The following is a 16,097-nucleotide window of genomic DNA, read 5'->3' as shown; positions in this document are numbered from 1 at the left end:
GCTAAAAAAATACGCATGAATATTAAAGTAATCGCATTCGACGCCGACGACACGCTTTTCGTCAACGAGCCTTATTTCCAGGAAATCGAACAAAAATTCCTCATCTTGATGGAAGATTATCTGTCGCATCAAGGGCTTTCGCAGGAATTGTTCAAGGTCGAGATCGACAATCTTGGTCTTTATGGCTACGGAATCAAGGCGTATACGTTGTCGATGATCGAAGCAGCTTTGAAAATTTCGAACAACACATTGAGCATCGAGGCGGTCGCGCGGATTCTTGACTACGGAAAAGAATTGCTCCAAAAACCGATCGAACTGCTTGATGGCGTTGAGGAAACACTCGCCGCGCTTCACGGGAAATACAAACTCGTCGTGGCCACGAAAGGCGATCTGCTCGACCAAAGACGCAAGTTGCACAATTCGGGACTCGGGAAATATTTCCACCATATCGAGGTCATGAGCGACAAAAAAGATCAGGATTATCTTGATTTGACGAGTCGGCTTGAGGTAAATCCGAATGAGTTTTTCATGATCGGAAATTCGTTGAAGTCCGACGTTTTGCCCGTGCTCAATATAGGCGGTTATGCGGTTCACATCCCGTTCCACACGACTTGGGCGCACGAACGCATCGACCACGAAGTCAAGCACGAAAACTTCAGGACGTTGGAAAATATTTCGCAAATCCTACCGATTTTTGGATTATGAAAACGTATCTCGATCTCGAAAGCTGGCCACGCAAGGAACATTTTCATTTCTTCCGAAAATTCTCCGAGCCATTTTTCGGCGCGACCGTAACCGTCGATTGCACGAAAGCTTACGAGAACGCGAAAGCACAGCAAATTCCATTTTTTATTTACTATTTGCACAAGACGTTGACGGCCGTAAACGAGATCGAACCGTTTCGTTATCGTGTCGACGACGACAAAGTTTTGATTCACGACCGCATCGACGGATCGGCGACAATCGCCAGGGAAAACGGCTCGTTCGGGTTTTCGCTCATCGAATTTACGATCGATATGGAACGTTTCACTCGCGATGCCAAGATCGAAATTCATCGCGTCCAGAACGCCGACGGACTGTTTACACGTGAATTTCCCGTCGATAATCTAATTCACTTTTCATCGATTCCTTGGCTGGATTTCACTTCGTTGTCGCACGCGCGCAGCTATGATTTTCCCGATAGTTGTCCGAAAGTCTCGTTCGGAAAAATGGCGATCGCCGGCGACGGGACGCGCACGATGCCCATGTCGGTCCACGTACATCACGCGCTTATGGACGGTTATCACATGGGCGTATTCGTGGAACGTGTTCGCGAACTGATGTCGGAGTAATCTTTGAAAACCCAACGCCAATCGCGCGTCACGCCCAATTTATATCCTTTCTTTATTTCGGTTTGCGTAACTTTACGTAAAACGAAGAAATCATGTTATCAAAAAATATTGAAACCCAGCTGAACCTTCAGATAAGAATCGAAGCCGAGTCGTCGCAAATTTACCTTTCGATGGCGTGTTGGGCCGACACTCACGGTTTGGATGGAATCGCGCAATTTATGTATACGCAATCAGACGAGGAACGCACACATATGTTGAAGCTGGTCCGTTATGTGAACGAACGCGGCGGACATGCGCAAATCACCGAATTGAAAGCTCCGAAAACCATGTTCACGAACTTCGTGGAGATGTTTGAAGAATTGTACAAACATGAGGTTTTCGTGTCGGAATCGATCAATAATCTGGTGCATGAAACCCTTGGCGAAAAAGATTATGCGACCCACAACTTCCTGCAATGGTACGTGGCGGAACAGATCGAGGAAGAAGCCCAGGCTAAAACTATTCTCGATAAAATCTACATGATCGGGGACGATCGCGGCGGCTTATATCTGTTCGATCGCGACATCCAACAGATTCCGGTCCTGAACGCTTTGAACTACAATGCCAAATAGTTAAAGTTCATCTGGAATGTTTCGAAACAATTTATATTTGTTTCAAATTGTGATTGTTTTGGGCAAGAAGGAGAAAGAAAAGGGCAAGAAGAAAAAGGAGTACAAAAAACTCCTTAAAAAGCTCAAGGTCGCCGACAATTGCAAATCGAGTTGTTGTGAAAAATATAAAAAGAGCGAGGACAAACGCTGCGGCCGCTGCCCGATGTTCGATTTGATAGACAAGCGTCTAGCTTGTAAAAATTAGCCCTCCAACTCGGAGGGTTTTATTTTGTAAATTACCGTATGAAAAAGATATTGCTATTCGTTTTCCTGTTGGCCATTGCGTCACCGACACATTCACAGACGTTGTTGTCGTCACGCAAACTCGAACTCAAGAAACCTTTTGACAGACAACAGCTGATTTCGTTTGGAGACGAATCGGACAGAAATTTTTACGTTGTGGCGTCAGACAAGGAAAAAACGACCGCCGTGAAATACAATTCGGCTTTGTTCGTCCGGGACAGCATTTCGACGAAACGTCCCGAAGGATTTTCAAATGTTTCCGGCTATAGCGTCGGCCCTGAAGGTTCGCCTTATGTCTATTGGGCGTCGGATGACTTTTCGAAGATCGCGGCCACAGGATTTGACTTTGGACAACATATCGGCATTGAGAAACAATACGCCATTTCCTATGACAAGGAAACATTCCTGAACGCGTTCAGCTATAACGGATACTTTTACATCCTGACCGTTTTTGACGACGAACAAAAACTCAAAATATATTCGTTTACGAATGGCATTCCCGGGATTCACGTTATGGACTTTTCAAGTTTCTCGTTCAAATCAGAATCGGGAAAAGCATATAAACTCGCCGAATTCCTGACTAGGTTTCCGCCTGAAAAAATGGATTCATCGGCGACGAATCCATTGTTCTTAACGGCTGCAAAATCAAAATTGTATGCTGACAAGGATGCGCTTTGGCTGACGTTGGATCACATGGAAAACGCCACGCAGGTTTTCAGGATCTCCTTGTCGGACTATTCCGTAACCGAATTCAACGTTCCGCAACCCGAAGTAAAGAAAAGCACTTCCTCAAACTCATTCTACAAAAATGGAATGCTGTATCAACTGCGTGCGAGCGAAAACGAATTGACGCTTTCATCAAAGGCGTTGGGCGCAAATGCCGACAATGCCGCGATCGTATATCGCTTCGCCGAACAAGATACCGTCGTCGAAAAAAACTCCCCTTTCCTGTTCCAGCACGCCAATCAAAAACCGTCGACGGTCAAGACATTCAAGAAATTCCTGAATCGCGTTTCGGGTTGCGATTTGGCGATTTCGGTATATCAGGTCAACGGCGAACTCTTGGTTACTTCAGGCGGAGTTCGCCGTCGACATGACACTGGAACGATTATCCTTGGCGCAACGTTAGGGATGGGCATTGCCGTTGGCGGTGGATCGGTCGGCGTTTACGACGATGTGTTTGGCGACGCTCCTTTCCAACAGTTCTTCTTCGAGTCGCTTTTCGACAAGAATTTCAAACATTTGCCAAAAGAACAATTGCCTTTGGCCGTTGATTTCCTCTCGGAGTTTTTAGCCAAAAATCAAAACGTCGCATTGTATTACCTGAGCCCGTTCAGCGATTATTTCGTGCTCAGTTATTACGATTCGAAATTACGCGAGATCAAACTTCGCAAGTTCGCCGATGGCTTTCCTGCCGAACCAATCATCAAATAATGTGCGCTGAAACAGCAACCGTTTCTACTTGCTTAACAGCATGAATTCGTTGATAACGACTTCAGTGATATAACGTTTCTCACCGTTTTTATCGTCGTAGTTCCGATGTACGAGCTTCCCTTCTACGGCGAGCTCTTTGCCTTTGGTTACGTATTTCTCGACGAATTCGGCATTTTTTCCCCAAGCGACGGCCCGATGCCATTGGGTTTCCTCGACCTTTTCGCCCTTGTCGTTCTTATAGATTTCATTCGTGGCGATGCTGAAGCTTGCGAGCTTTCCTTTTTCGAAATTCTTGATCTCGGGATCCTGGCCTGCATGGCCGATCAATTGTACTCTGTTGCGTAGTGCATTCATGGCGTGTAAAAATTTAAATGGTTTATAATTCAAGCGGTCTCAATGCCGCAAACAACATCGCAAACTTCAGAAATCACTTCGATAATAGTCGTTTGTTAATCGTTTACTTCCGTTTGTAAACGTTTGTAAACGCTTACGGCCGTTTGCAAATGGGATTAAATTCCTATATTTGAGAGAGTTTTAGAAAACTATACGCCATATTATTTTGGCTTTTCAATGAGCAGAACCTCAGTGAAATGCCGCACATCGAATCCACACCATTCTAAAAAGAAAGACCATGAAAACCTGTTTTGAATGCGGAGAAAACCTTCTGGGCCGCGACGACAAAAAGTTTTGCGGAGATCAATGCCGCAGTAGCTACAACAACAAGATTAACAAGGATAGCAGCAACTTCATGCGCAATATCAACAACAGGCTGCGTCGGAACTATCGGATCCTTTCTGAACTCAACACCGGGGGCAAAACAAAAACTTCACGCCTCGAACTACTTGAAAAAGGTTTTGATTTCGGATATTTCACAAGCATGGATGTTTCCAAGAAAGGCAAATATTACTATTTTCTATACGACCAAGGTTATAAAATTGCAAATGACAACGCGTGCAAGATTGTGAGGAAGCCAATCGAACACGTCCCACCAAACCAACTACCACGATGAAAAAAAGTTATGCCTCACTTCTATCCATCCTTTTCCTGTTCGGGATTTTGTGCTGGATGTATTTCGACCAAATGCCGCGGTACGTCTCGAGCGACACGCAAGCGCTGTCCGACTTTTCGACGGCCCGCGCCTTAACTCATGTCAAGGAAATCTCGAAAGAACCGCATTATATTGGTTCGGACGCACACAAGAAAGTCGAGGCATACATCGTAAAAGAATTACAACAATTGGGTCTCGAACCCGAAATCGAGGAAGGCACGAGTTTTACCGATTGGGGAAATCTCGTCAAATCGCGCAACATCATCGCACGCATCAAAGGAACGACCGGCGGTAAGGCGCTTTTATTGCTCTCGCATTACGACAGCGCGCCTCACTCCTATTCGCATGGGGCGAGTGACGATGCGTCAGGAGTCGCGGTTATTTTGGAAGGTATCCGTGCGTATCTGCACAACAAGACCGCTCACCAAAACGATATTTTCATCGTGTTTACCGACGCCGAAGAACTCGGCCTGAACGGAGCCGCGTTGTTCGTTTCAGAAAGCAAATGGGCAAAACAAATAGGTTTGGCGCTCAATTTCGAAGCGAGAGGTTCGCAAGGTCCGGGCTACATGCTTATGGAAGTGAACAACGGAAATTCTGAAATGGTCGACTCGTTTTCAAAAGCCGATCCCGATTACCCTGTCTCGAACTCGCTCATGTACAGCATTTACAAAATGCTTCCCAACGATACCGACTTGACGGTTTTTCGCGAACAGGGCAAAATCCAAGGGTTCAACTTCGCATTCATCGACGGCCATTACAACTACCATACGCAACAGGACGATTACGAACATTTAAGTCCTGAAACCCTGTCGCATCAGGGAAGTTATCTCGTGCCTTTGCTCGGATATTTCGCGAACCTCGACCTGCGCAACCTGGATTCGGACGTGGACCAAGTATATTTCAACACGCCGATCGGATTCATCCACTATCCGTTTTCATGGAACTTTGGACTGTTGACGATTTGCGTCGTTCTTTTCTTGTTCCTGGTTTTTGTCGGCATGGGAAAACGGCTATTGTCGCCCGCCGAAATGGGAAAAGGATTCATTTTGTTCCTGTGCGCGGTGGTCACGGCCGGAGTCGTCGGCTTCTTCGGATGGAAACTGCTGTTGTCGATCTATCCGCAATATTCCGATATTTTGCAAGGATTTACTTATAACGGCCACGCGTATATCTTGGCGTTCGTGCTGTTAAGTTTCGGAATCGGGTTCTTATGGTATGTGCGGACAGGTTCTGAAACGGCCATCGGAAATTATACGGTCGCGCCGATTTTATTGTGGCTACTCATAAACATAGGGATTGCCGCGTTTTTGCCCGGAGCGGGATTCTTCATAATTCCCGTGTTTTTCAGTTTGCTCATGTTCGGTGTTTTCATCGCGACGCAACATTCCAGTCCGGTACTCAATTCGATCTTCGCGATTCCTGCGATGTTTATTTTCGTTCCTTTTATCGCGATGTTTCCGATCGGACTCGGGCTCAAAATCCTTTTCGGAAGTGCCGCGCTTACGGTGCTCGTCTTCGGATTATTGCTTCCAATATTCGCATCGTTCCCTAAAAAAGGACTGTGGTCGGCGGTTTTCATCGCATGTTCCGTCGGATGTTTTGTTTATGCTCATCTAAATTCGGGATACGAACCCGGAAAGGCGAAACCGAACAGCCTGCTCTATGTTTATGATGCCGACAACGACGTCGCAAACTGGGCGACTTACGACAAGAATCTCGACGAATGGACCCAAATCTATTTGACCGACAAACCAAAAGGCGCCGAATCGCTGAACAAACTACCGCTTTTCAGTAAATACGGTTCGACCTTTACGCATACTTTTGAAGCGATAAACCGTGATCTGCCCGAGCCTTACGTCGATTTCCAAATGGATACGGTCATCGGGACGCAACGTTACCTCACGATAAAAATCACGCCGAACCGCAAGGTGAACCGTTACGATATTTTTGCCAATGAGAACATGGTTTTCCACAACCTGAAAGGAAACGGGGCGAAACTCATCGGGCAAAAAGGTTCGCGTTATCCGCGTAACGGCAAGAAAATCATGAGTTATTATGTGGTCGACAACGAGCCGCTCGTGCTACAGTTCAGCATCCCGAAAAATACGGCGCTCGACATGGAAATGCTCGAAGCCTCGTTCGACTTGATGACCAATCCGTTATTCAATATGAAACAACGTGAAGATTGGATGATGCCGACGCCATTCGTGCTTAACGATGCGATTGTTTTGCATAAGAAAATCGCTCCGACGCCTAAGACAATTATTCCGATTCCCGTGCGACGTTATTATGCACCGCCGTCGGCGAGAATGAACGATACGATTCCCGACCTCGACGAAACCATTGAAGCGACTCCGACCGAACAATAGTTAAAACGGTCTAAAAGTCTATACGATACGGCAAACACTTGCGTTTTACTGTTACGCTCCGTGCAAATGATTATTGAAAAACGAAAAAGAACGCATTGGCTACAAAAAATAATATAAGCATACTTGGTTGCGGCTGGCTCGGGCTTCCGCTTGCCAAGACGCTTGCCGCTCACGGCTTTCATATCAAGGGTTCGACGACTTCACACGAAAAGATTGATGTGTTGGCCGCAGCCGGAATCGAGCCTTTTCTGGTGACGCTTTCGGCGAAAGAAATTTTGGGCGATATAGCGGATTTTCTTCACAGTTCCGCTACGCTGATCATCGATGTGCCGCCGAAACAGCGATCGGAAGAATCGGAAGACTACAGCGACAAGATCAGGAAATTGATGCCTTACATTGAAAAGGCGGGTGTCAAGAACGTATTGTTCATTAGTTCCACGTCGGTTTACGGGAACGGCGCCGGTGTCGCGACTGAAGAAACCGAACCTCAACCTCAAACCAAAAACGGTGAACAATTACTCGAAAGCGAAAAACTTTTACTCGAAAACGAATATTTCCAGACAACCGTTCTTAGATTCGGCGGGCTCGTGGCCGATGATCGCCATCCCGTGAAATTTCTTGCTGGCCGGGAAAACATCGAAAACCCTGACGCGCCGATCAATTTGATCCATCGCGAGGATTGTTTGAGCATCATCATCCGGATCATCGAAAACAAGATCTGGGGCGAAATCTTCAATGCCGTCGCGCCTTTTCACCCGACGCGTGAAGAATATTACACGCAAAAAGCGCGCGCTTTGCAATTGCCGTTGCCGTCTTTTTCGCGCAAGAATCAGTCACAGGGGAAACAAGTCAATTCGGGAAAACTGGGAAGGATCGTGCATTACAATTTCCTACATCCCGAATTGTAGATTTTGGCGCGACCCCGTTGCGGAACTATCCTTTTACATAGCAAGTTTGGTTGGCAACGCGGTCGGGCTATCCGCTTTTATCTTTTTGCCAACCCTTAAAGAGTTTAAAACTCTTTAAGGGTTCCACAAAAAGGATAACCGCTTCTATCCCTCGCGCAAACTCATCCCGCAACCGCATTTCATAAAAATTTAATACCCGTTCCCCGCGACACGACCGCAAAACCTATCTTTGCAACATGGACACTCGCACAGAACAAGCCGTAAAAACCACCTATTTGAGCATTGTGGGCAATCTCGCACTTGCGATTATAAAAGGCGCGGCGGGTTATTTCGGGAATTCGTACGCATTGATCGCCGACGCCATCGAATCGACTTCCGATGTGTTCGCGTCGTTTTTAGTGCTCATCGGACTAAAGTATTCCTCTCGTCCCGCCGACGAAAACCATCCATACGGACATGGAAAAGCCGAAGCGCTCGTCACGTTCGCGGTAGTCGGATTTTTGGTGATCTCGGCAACGGTCATCGCCTACGAAAGCATCGAGCACATCAGGACGCCACATAAAACTCCGGCGTCGTACACGCTTATCATTCTTGGCGCGATCGTCATTATCAAGGAGGTTTTCTATCGCATCGTTTCCAAGAAGAGCGACGACACGAACAGCTCGTCGCTCAAAGCCGACGCTTGGCACCATCGCAGCGACGCGATCACGTCGGCCATGGCGTTCATTGGGATTTCAATCGCCTTGTTCATGGGTCCGGGTTATGAAACCGCCGACGATTGGGCCGCTTTACTCGCGTCAGGTTTCATAATCTACAATGCCTATTTGATCTTTCGCCCGGCGCTAGGCGAAATCCTCGACGAACATCTGCACCACGAACTCGTCGAACAAATCCGCACGATATCACAAACGGTTCCCGGCGTCATCGATACAGAAAAATGCCACGTCCGAAAAGCCGGCATGAACTATCTCGTCGATTTGCACCTAACGGTGAACGGCGACATCTCAGTAACCGAAGGACACGAAATCGCGCACGATCTCAAAGACACCTTACAACGCGAAATTCCAGCAATCGCCGACGTTTTGATCCATGTCGAGCCGCATCATTTGGCCACTTCCTAAAATAAAAAATCCCGGCGTGAACCGGGATTTTGTTTACCATATCTTGACTCGCTTCTCAGGCGCGACATATAATTTTTCGCCGGGCTGAATGTTGAACGCTTTATAGAACGCTTCGACATTTTGCAACGGCACGTATGCGCGATACATTCCCGGTGTGTGCGTGTCGGTCTTGACCAAATTCTTGATCGCCTCGTCCCGGATTTTGGTACGCCAAACCGTCGCCCAGGAAATGAAGAAACGCTGTTCGGGCGTGAAACCGTCGATCAGTCCCGGGCGTCCGTTTTCCTGCAACGAAAGTTGAAGGCCGTCGTAAGCCGCGTTGACTCCGCCAAGGTCGCCAATATTTTCGCCAAGCGTAAACTTGCCGTCGACAAAAATCCCGGGCAGCGGTTCGAGCGCGCTGTATTGGGCCGACAAAGCCGTTCCGAGTTCGGTGAATTGCGCGAGATCTTTTTCAGACCACCAGTTCACGAGGTTTCCGTCGGCGTTGAAACGTGAACCCGAATCGTCGAAACCGTGCGAGATTTCGTGCCCGATCACGGCTCCAATGCCACCGAAATTCACGGCATCGTCGGCGCGATAATCGTAGAATGGTGGCTGAAGGATCGCGGCCGGAAACACAATTTCGTTATTCGTCGAATTGTAATACGCGTTCACGGTTTGTGGCGACATTCCCCAACGTTCTTTGTCGACGGGCTTTTTCAAATCTTTCAGACCTTCGTCATAACGCCATTTTGAAAGCGCTTGCGAGTTCGAAAAATAACTTCCGCCTTCTTGCGGACCTTTCAGCGTCAACGCCGAATAGTCGCGCCATTTGTCAGGATAACCGATCTTGACGCGGTATTTTTTGAGTTTTGCGATCGCCATGGCGCGTGTTTGCTCGTCCATCCACGGCAATTCGTTGATTCGTTTTTCGTAGGCTCGGAATAAGTATTGGATGAGTTTCTCGGCTTTCGCTTTCGCTTCGGGCGGGAATTTTTGTTCGACGTATAACTTTCCGAGCGCTTCTCCCACGGAACCGTTTATGCTTTGCAACGCTCTTTCGTCACGTGGACGTTGTTTGACGCCGCCCGCCAACGTTTTCCCGAAGAATTCCCAGTTCGCGTTCTCAAGTTCGGTTGAAAGAACGCCCGCATAACGGTTCAACACTGTCCAACGCATGTAGGCTTTCCAGTCGGCGACTTTATTTTCCTTGAACAAATCGTTAAGCGCGGTCATGTAGCGCGGTTGCGACACGCTCAACGTATCGGTTTTTGGCAGTCCGACGCCTGAAAGATAGGCTTCCCAATTGATTTCGGGAGTAAGTTTTTGCAAGTCGGCAACCGTCATCGGATTGTAGGTTTTGCGGCGGTCGCGACGTTCCACGCGGTCGAGTCGCGGTTTGCTCATCGCGATTTCGAGTGCGAGGATTTTGTCGGCGTTGGCTTTGGCTTCGGCAGGCTTTTCACCCAGATATTGCAACATTCTCGTTACGTGGGCCACGTATTTCTCTCGCTTTTCCTTCGAATCTTTATCGTCAGACAAATAATAATCGCGGTCAGGCAAACCGACGCTTCCCGGACCGACGCTTACCATGTTGCGGTTGCTGTTCTTCGCATCGGGACCGACGCCGACACCGAAGAATCCGATCCCGCCGTACGGTTCCATCTCGATGAGCAACTTTTGCAGGTCGGCAACCGTTTTTATTTTATCGATCTTATCGAGATATGGTTTGATGGGCTTGATGCCGGCCTTGTTGCGCGCGACCGTATCCATAATGGTTTTATAATAATTTACGGCTTTGCCCTGATCAGTAGTCGAGGTGTATTTCGAGTTCGTCGTGGCGGCTTTTAGGATTGCCATCGCGTCGGTGTCGGTGTTTTGACGAAGCTCGTCGAAACTTCCCCAACGCGTGCGGTCGGCGGGAATCTCAGTATTGTCGAACCAGGTTCCGTTGACGAACCTGAAGAAATCGTCTCCGGGTTTTACGTTTTTGTCCATGAGCGAAAGGTTGATTCCCGGATTGGCGGGAGTTGTTTGGGCGCTCGTTTTGACCGTTGCGATAAGCGGGAGCAACAAGAGCAGCGATTTGCGGTATTTCATGAAATTCGGGTTTTTAGTAAAGGTAAGGATTTGAAATGTTTGTCGCATTAACGTTCAAGTTGTTTCAGCAATCGGAGAATCAATTCGTACTTTTGCGACAAATTTTTCAAATGCTTTCCTTCTTCAAAAGATACCGCATCTTTTTTATCGTCATGGCGATTATTTCGGCCATTTCTATTGGGGCTTTTTATGTCGTGCTCAAGCCTAAAAAAATGCTCAAGGTTTACAATCCGAGTGACGTGAATCCCGAACTCGTCGACAGCACGGTCCAACACGTTGGGAAATACCACACGATCGCCGACTTCTCGTTCACGAACCAAAACGGAAAAACCATCACTCAAAAAGACTATGAAGGCAAGATTTACGTCGCCGATTTTTTTTTCACGACCTGCAAATCCATTTGCCCGATCATGACCTCGAACATGGTCGATGTGCAAAAGGCGATTCTCGACAACCCGAAAGTCATGATTCTTTCGCACACGGTCATGCCCGACGTGGACAGCGTTCCGGTCCTAAAGAAATATGCCCTCGAAAAAGGCGTCGTCGATTCGAAATGGAATTTGGTGACCGGCGATAAAAAAGACATCTACGAAATGGCGCGAAAATCCTATCTCGCCGTAAAATTGGGCAAACCAAGCGAACTATACGATATGGTTCACACTGAAAATTTCGTGTTGGTCGACGCCAAACGCCGCGTGCGCGGATTCTACGACGGCACGAATCCTGAAGACGTGAAGAAGTTGATCGCCGATATCAATTGGCTATCGACCCAAGGAAACGATTAATTACAAACGATGACAACCTGGAAAAAAGGAAAAGGTAAATTAGGTATTCTCGAACCGTTGTTGGGCAATTGGGAAGCGACCGCCGACTCTGCGATGGGAAAAGTCAAATGCACGCGATCGTTCCAAAAAGTCCTTGGCTCGACGTATATCCAATTGAACGCGACCTGGGAATTCGCAAGCAAAACGTATCAGGAAACCGCAATGTTTGGGATGAAAGACGGGGAAATCTCGTTTTGGTCGTTTACCTCGGATGGAAAAAATTCATTCGGGAAACTCTCCGATGGTTCCGACGTCCACGCCCAAGCCATAAGTTTCGAAGCCCAAATGCCCGCAGGTTTGGCGCGCATGATTTATTGGCCCGACGAAAAGGAAGGATTCTACTTTGCCGTCGAATCGAAGAGCAAAAAAGGTTGGAACAGGTTTCTCGAACATCATTATACTATAATCCGTTAAGACTTAGGATCGCTCAGGCACTCAGGATCTCAGGCACTCAGGCACTCCAACTAGCCCGGATGGAAGCGGTTAGCCTTTTACCGCAAGCGCCTGATTTTGCCGAAGCGCCGAAGCGACCAAAGGAAGCTCTTGGCGCGAGTTGCAAAAACGGCGGTTGGGGCAAAAGCTAAAAGCGGACAGCCGGAATAGCTCCCAACAGAAATCATCGTCAAATTCAACCAAAAACGTTAACGCTACTTTGGCTTCGAATAAACGAATAAACAAATCAACGATTCAACCAAAACCCGTACTTTTGCCTTATTCAATCTAAATAAGGATTTGCACACTACCGTAAACCATCTCAAGAAAGGCGACAAGGCGATTATCACTGAAATCGATTCGGATTTGCTCCCGCTAAAGTTGCTCGAAATGGGCTGCCTTCCCGGAAACAGCATCGAGTTGATCCAAATCGCGCCTTTGGGCGACCCGTTGTATTTGGACATCAACGGCTCGCGACTGGCTATCCGCAAGGAAACCGCCCAATACATCCAGATTGAAATTACCGCATAATGAGTAACGAAAACATCAATGTCGCGCTGATCGGTAACCCAAATACGGGTAAGACTTCCGTATTCAACGCGCTGACCGGCTTGAACCAGCAGGTCGGGAATTACCCGGGAATCACGGTCGAGAAAAAGGTCGGGTTCTGCAAACTGCCGAACAACGCCAAGGCGAACATCCTGGATTTGCCCGGAACGTACAGTTTGAATGCGAGTTCGATGGACGAAAATGTCGTAATCGAATTGCTGTTGAATAGGAACGACAAATTGTTTCCCGACGTGGCCGTTGTCGTCACCGACGTGGAAAACCTCAAGCGGAACCTGTTACTTTTCACCCAAATAAAAGATCTCGAAATCCCGACGATTTTGGTCATCAACATGGCCGACCGAATGAGCTACAAAGGAATTTCGCTTGACATCCCATACCTCGAAGAGCGATTAAACACGAAAATCGCGCTCGTGAGTTCGCGCAAGAAAACGGGAATCGACGAGATCAAAAACCTCATCGTTTCGTATAAGACGTTGTCGACCGAACCGTGTTTGAACGCGTCGGCGATCGATCCCGACTATTTCGACGGACTTCGAAAAATGTTCCCGAAACAACTGCTGTACAAGCTTTGGCTCGTGATCACGCAGGACGTAAATTTCCTTGAATTCGAGAAAAAACAGGTCGTCACCGCGTTCACCAAATCGAATTCCGATTTGAAACGCATGCAGCAAAAGGAAACCATAAAACGATACCAATTCATAAACGATGTGTTGCGTTTGGGTCAGACCATCGATTCGGCTTCGGCCAAGGATTTCGGCAGCCGACTCGACCGCGTGCTCACGCACAAAGTTTGGGGATACGTGATTTTCGTGGCGATTCTTTTCGCGATTTTCCAGTCAATATTCAGTTGGTCTACGATTCCGAGTGATTGGATCGATGCCGGTTTCGGATGGCTCGCGGGCGCCGTCGCCGATAATTTCGCCCCGGGAATCCTAACCGATCTGCTTTCTCAGGGAATTATTCCCGGATTGGGCGGCATCGCGGTTTTCATTCCGCCGATCGCGTTTTTGTTCCTGTTTATTTCGTTGCTCGAAGAAAGCGGTTACATGAGCCGCGTCGTGTTCCTGATGGACAAGATCATGCGCCGATTCGGGTTGTCGGGCAAAAGTGTCGTGCCGTTGATTTCAGGAAATGCGTGTGCGATTCCTGCGATCATGTCGACGCGCAACATCGAAAATTGGAAGGAGCGATTGATCACGATTTTGGTCACGCCGTTCACGACCTGCTCGGCGCGTTTGCCTGTTTACGCGATCGTGATTTCTCTTGTGATTCCGAACGAACGCATATTCGGAGTCCTGAACTTACAAGGTTTGACGCTCATGCTTTTGTACATCGCGGGTTTCAGCATGGCAATCATCGGCGCTTGGGTCTTGAACAAAATATTGAAACTCAAAAGCAAGAGTTATTTTGTGGTCGAAATGCCGAATTATAAAATGCCTTTGCTTAGAAACGTCGGCATCAATGTGATCGAAAAAACGAAAGCATTCGTGCTTGGCGCGGGGAAAATCATCCTGGCGGTTTCCATCGTGTTGTGGTTTCTGGGATCTTTCGGTCCTGGCGAAAATTTCGAAAATGCCGAACAGGTCGTTTCCCAAAACCTAACTAAAAACGGCAAAACCTTTACATCAGACGAACTCGCGGCCGAAGTCGATTCCTATAAACTCGAGAATTCCTACATGGGAATTTTAGGACAAGCCATCGAGCCCGTACTGAAACCGTTGGGTTACGATTGGAAGATCGGGATTGCGATCCTGACGTCGTTTGCCGCGAGAGAAGTTTTCGTGGGAACGTTGGCTACGATCTACAGCGTCGGACAATCTGATGACAACGACGAGCCCGTACGCGAGAAAATGGCTCGTGAAACACGTGTCGACGGCAGCAAACTGTTCGACTTGCCAACGGGAATCTCGCTGTTGTTGTTTTACGCGTTCGCCATGCAATGCGCCAGTACGCTCGCCATCGTGAAAAAGGAAACCAATTCGTGGAAATGGCCCGCGATCCAATTCGTGGTCATGAGCGCCGTGGCCTATTTGTCGGCACTTGCGGCTTATCAAATCTTGAAATGATACAGAATATAATCGCTTTCGCCTTGCTTGCCGCCGCCGTGTTTTTCCTGGCGCGAAAGTTCTTTTTCAAGAAGAAGAAAAAGGATGGTTGCGGTCCGGATTGCGGTTGTTAGTTGATTTGGAGTTTTTTGGATTGGAAGATCTTACTGCTTAAATCTTCGAAATCGTAACGACATTCGACGATATCGCCTTGCTTTTTGCCTTTACCGACATTTCATCGCTGATTTTTATCGTCATCTCCATATCGAGGATCGAGTCGTATTTGGTCAGGAAGTTTTCGGTCAGGTTGAATTCGGTCGTGCCTTTCCCGGTTCCCGTCGCGCTCATGTTCACACTTTCCATTTTCGAATCCATCGTCAGGGTTTGGACCAGATCGAAATACGCGATGCCGCCCGAGATTTTCTTTAAAGTATAAACCGTCTTGATGTTCATGTTCAACGTGCCGAGTTGACCCAATGGCATGTTCATAGGCGTGTTGTCGGTGAACGACTCTCCAATTTTCACTGGCGTTTTCGGGAAATTGATGCTTTTGAGCACGTTGTCGACCGACGTTTTCATGGTCGCCTTCATCTCGTCGGTAAGATTCTCGCCTTTGATATCTTCGACGTTGAATTGGGAATCCTTATAATATCCGGTCATGACCAATCCGCTCGCGGGGCTCGGTATGCTTGTCTTTTCGCCGTTTACTGTTTGGGATACGGTGACTTCTCCGTATTTCATTTCGGCTGGAACGCTTCCGTCAGGTTTGGCCTTTGAGGTCGTGATCACGTATGGCATTTTGGATTCCTGGAAGATCGCCATTTTCTCCATTCCGCCTTGTTGGAGCTTTTCTTTGGTTTGGCCCTTCGCATCGAATTCCATCACCATGTCGTTTTTGGTTACGAATTCCGACACGTACTTTTTATTGGCCGACGCCTGCGGACGAAACGTCACCGACTGTTGCGCAAACGAACAAACCGACCAAAGTGTAAAAACGAGGATTGCAACCGACTTTTTCATGATTGGGATTTTTGGTG

16 protein-coding genes are annotated in these 16,097 nt (G+C 47.8%); 13 read left to right on the top strand and 3 right to left on the bottom strand.

The window, feature by feature from the left end; all coding sequences use genetic code 11:
- Positions 1 to 15 precede the first annotated feature (15 nt).
- The 4 genes from EOO50_RS01370 to EOO50_RS01350 all read left to right on the top strand — a co-directional run bounded on the left by EOO50_RS01370 (position 16) and on the right by EOO50_RS01350 (position 3,658).
- Positions 16 to 705 (top strand): HAD family hydrolase, encoded by a 690-nt coding sequence (locus tag EOO50_RS01370; protein ID WP_290837149.1) that lies wholly within the window; start codon positions 16 to 18, stop codon positions 703 to 705.
- Positions 702 to 1,331: a chloramphenicol acetyltransferase gene (locus EOO50_RS01365; protein ID WP_290837147.1), complete on the top strand. Its 630-nt coding sequence runs from the start codon at positions 702 to 704 to the stop codon at positions 1,329 to 1,331. The genes EOO50_RS01370 and EOO50_RS01365 overlap by 4 nt, the downstream gene beginning before the upstream one ends.
- A 92-nt stretch (positions 1,332 to 1,423) precedes the next feature.
- Positions 1,424 to 1,942, top strand: coding sequence for a ferritin (locus EOO50_RS01360; protein WP_290837145.1), 519 nt, complete (start codon positions 1,424 to 1,426; stop codon positions 1,940 to 1,942).
- A 282-nt stretch (positions 1,943 to 2,224) separates the two neighbouring features.
- Positions 2,225 to 3,658, top strand: coding sequence for a hypothetical protein (locus EOO50_RS01350; RefSeq protein WP_290837141.1), 1,434 nt, complete (start codon positions 2,225 to 2,227; stop codon positions 3,656 to 3,658).
- Between the two features lie 24 nt (positions 3,659 to 3,682).
- Here the strand turns inward: EOO50_RS01350 and ssb are convergent, their stop codons facing one another.
- Positions 3,683 to 4,012, bottom strand: coding sequence for a single-stranded DNA-binding protein (gene ssb / locus EOO50_RS01345; RefSeq protein ID WP_290837139.1), 330 nt, complete (start codon positions 4,010 to 4,012; stop codon positions 3,683 to 3,685).
- Between the two features lie 277 nt (positions 4,013 to 4,289).
- Between ssb and EOO50_RS01340 the strand changes: the two genes are divergently transcribed.
- The 4 genes from EOO50_RS01340 (at position 4,290) to EOO50_RS01325 (ending at position 9,107) form a co-directional block, all read left to right on the top strand.
- Positions 4,290 to 4,667, top strand: a complete 378-nt coding sequence (locus EOO50_RS01340; RefSeq protein ID WP_290837137.1) for a hypothetical protein — start codon at positions 4,290 to 4,292, stop codon at positions 4,665 to 4,667.
- Entirely contained in the window at positions 4,664 to 7,078 is a 2,415-nt protein-coding gene (locus tag EOO50_RS01335; protein WP_290837135.1) for a M28 family peptidase, read from the top strand. The genes EOO50_RS01340 and EOO50_RS01335 overlap by 4 nt, the downstream gene beginning before the upstream one ends.
- A 95-nt stretch (positions 7,079 to 7,173) precedes the next feature.
- A complete protein-coding gene (locus EOO50_RS01330; RefSeq protein ID WP_290837132.1) occupies positions 7,174 to 7,986 on the top strand; it encodes an NAD(P)H-binding protein in 813 nt (270 codons plus the stop codon).
- Between the two features lie 236 nt (positions 7,987 to 8,222).
- Positions 8,223 to 9,107, top strand: a complete 885-nt coding sequence (locus tag EOO50_RS01325; protein WP_290837130.1) for a cation diffusion facilitator family transporter — start codon at positions 8,223 to 8,225, stop codon at positions 9,105 to 9,107.
- Between the two features lie 33 nt (positions 9,108 to 9,140).
- Here EOO50_RS01325 and EOO50_RS01320 read toward each other — a convergent pair whose 3' ends face one another.
- Positions 9,141 to 11,189 carry a M13 family metallopeptidase gene (locus tag EOO50_RS01320; protein ID WP_290837128.1) on the bottom strand — a complete coding sequence of 683 codons (2,049 nt, stop codon included), beginning with the start codon at positions 11,187 to 11,189 and terminating at the stop codon, positions 9,141 to 9,143.
- Positions 11,190 to 11,299: 110 nt separating this feature from the next.
- On the opposite strand from EOO50_RS01320, the gene EOO50_RS01315 reads away from it, so the two are divergent.
- The 5 genes from EOO50_RS01315 (at position 11,300) to EOO50_RS01295 (ending at position 15,194) form a co-directional block, all read left to right on the top strand.
- The gene (locus tag EOO50_RS01315; protein ID WP_290837126.1) at positions 11,300 to 11,974 is read left to right on the top strand and encodes an SCO family protein; all 675 of its coding nucleotides are present in this window, start codon (positions 11,300 to 11,302) and stop codon (positions 11,972 to 11,974) included.
- A gap of 9 nt (positions 11,975 to 11,983) precedes the next feature.
- Positions 11,984 to 12,427 carry a hypothetical protein gene (locus tag EOO50_RS01310; RefSeq protein WP_290837124.1) on the top strand — a complete coding sequence of 148 codons (444 nt, stop codon included), beginning with the start codon at positions 11,984 to 11,986 and terminating at the stop codon, positions 12,425 to 12,427.
- A gap of 318 nt (positions 12,428 to 12,745) precedes the next feature.
- Positions 12,746 to 12,976: a FeoA family protein gene (locus tag EOO50_RS01305; protein WP_290837122.1), complete on the top strand. Its 231-nt coding sequence runs from the start codon at positions 12,746 to 12,748 to the stop codon at positions 12,974 to 12,976.
- Positions 12,976 to 15,081 carry a ferrous iron transport protein B gene (gene feoB / locus EOO50_RS01300; RefSeq protein ID WP_290837120.1) on the top strand — a complete coding sequence of 702 codons (2,106 nt, stop codon included), beginning with the start codon at positions 12,976 to 12,978 and terminating at the stop codon, positions 15,079 to 15,081. Before EOO50_RS01305 ends, feoB begins: the two co-directional genes overlap by 1 nt.
- Positions 15,078 to 15,194 carry a FeoB-associated Cys-rich membrane protein gene (locus EOO50_RS01295; RefSeq protein WP_290837118.1) on the top strand — a complete coding sequence of 39 codons (117 nt, stop codon included), beginning with the start codon at positions 15,078 to 15,080 and terminating at the stop codon, positions 15,192 to 15,194. The genes feoB and EOO50_RS01295 overlap by 4 nt, the downstream gene beginning before the upstream one ends.
- Before the next feature lie 37 nt (positions 15,195 to 15,231).
- On the opposite strand, the gene EOO50_RS01290 is transcribed toward EOO50_RS01295, so the two are convergent.
- A complete protein-coding gene (locus tag EOO50_RS01290) occupies positions 15,232 to 16,080 on the bottom strand; it encodes a DUF6263 family protein (protein WP_290837116.1) in 849 nt (282 codons plus the stop codon).
- Positions 16,081 to 16,097 lie beyond the last annotated feature (17 nt).

This window comes from Flavobacterium sp., assembly GCF_004211145.1.
GTDB lineage: Bacteria > Bacteroidota > Bacteroidia > Flavobacteriales > Flavobacteriaceae > Flavobacterium.
Note: the sequence above shows the minus strand (reverse complement) of the source record. Positions and strands in the feature narration are given on the sequence as shown.

Coding starts and splice junctions, on each gene's coding strand:
- EOO50_RS01370 (WP_290837149.1), top strand. CDS start 16: ATGAATATTAAAGTAATCGCATTCGACGCCGACGACACGCTTTTCGTC.
- EOO50_RS01365 (WP_290837147.1), top strand. CDS start 702: ATGAAAACGTATCTCGATCTCGAAAGCTGGCCACGCAAGGAACATTTT.
- EOO50_RS01360 (WP_290837145.1), top strand. CDS start 1,424: ATGTTATCAAAAAATATTGAAACCCAGCTGAACCTTCAGATAAGAATC.
- EOO50_RS01350 (WP_290837141.1), top strand. CDS start 2,225: ATGAAAAAGATATTGCTATTCGTTTTCCTGTTGGCCATTGCGTCACCG.
- ssb (WP_290837139.1), bottom strand. CDS start 4,012: ATGAATGCACTACGCAACAGAGTACAATTGATCGGCCATGCAGGCCAG.
- EOO50_RS01340 (WP_290837137.1), top strand. CDS start 4,290: ATGAAAACCTGTTTTGAATGCGGAGAAAACCTTCTGGGCCGCGACGAC.
- EOO50_RS01335 (WP_290837135.1), top strand. CDS start 4,664: ATGAAAAAAAGTTATGCCTCACTTCTATCCATCCTTTTCCTGTTCGGG.
- EOO50_RS01325 (WP_290837130.1), top strand. CDS start 8,223: ATGGACACTCGCACAGAACAAGCCGTAAAAACCACCTATTTGAGCATT.
- EOO50_RS01320 (WP_290837128.1), bottom strand. CDS start 11,189: ATGAAATACCGCAAATCGCTGCTCTTGTTGCTCCCGCTTATCGCAACG.
- EOO50_RS01315 (WP_290837126.1), top strand. CDS start 11,300: ATGCTTTCCTTCTTCAAAAGATACCGCATCTTTTTTATCGTCATGGCG.
- EOO50_RS01310 (WP_290837124.1), top strand. CDS start 11,984: ATGACAACCTGGAAAAAAGGAAAAGGTAAATTAGGTATTCTCGAACCG.
- feoB (WP_290837120.1), top strand. CDS start 12,976: ATGAGTAACGAAAACATCAATGTCGCGCTGATCGGTAACCCAAATACG.
- EOO50_RS01295 (WP_290837118.1), top strand. CDS start 15,078: ATGATACAGAATATAATCGCTTTCGCCTTGCTTGCCGCCGCCGTGTTT.
- EOO50_RS01290 (WP_290837116.1), bottom strand. CDS start 16,080: ATGAAAAAGTCGGTTGCAATCCTCGTTTTTACACTTTGGTCGGTTTGT.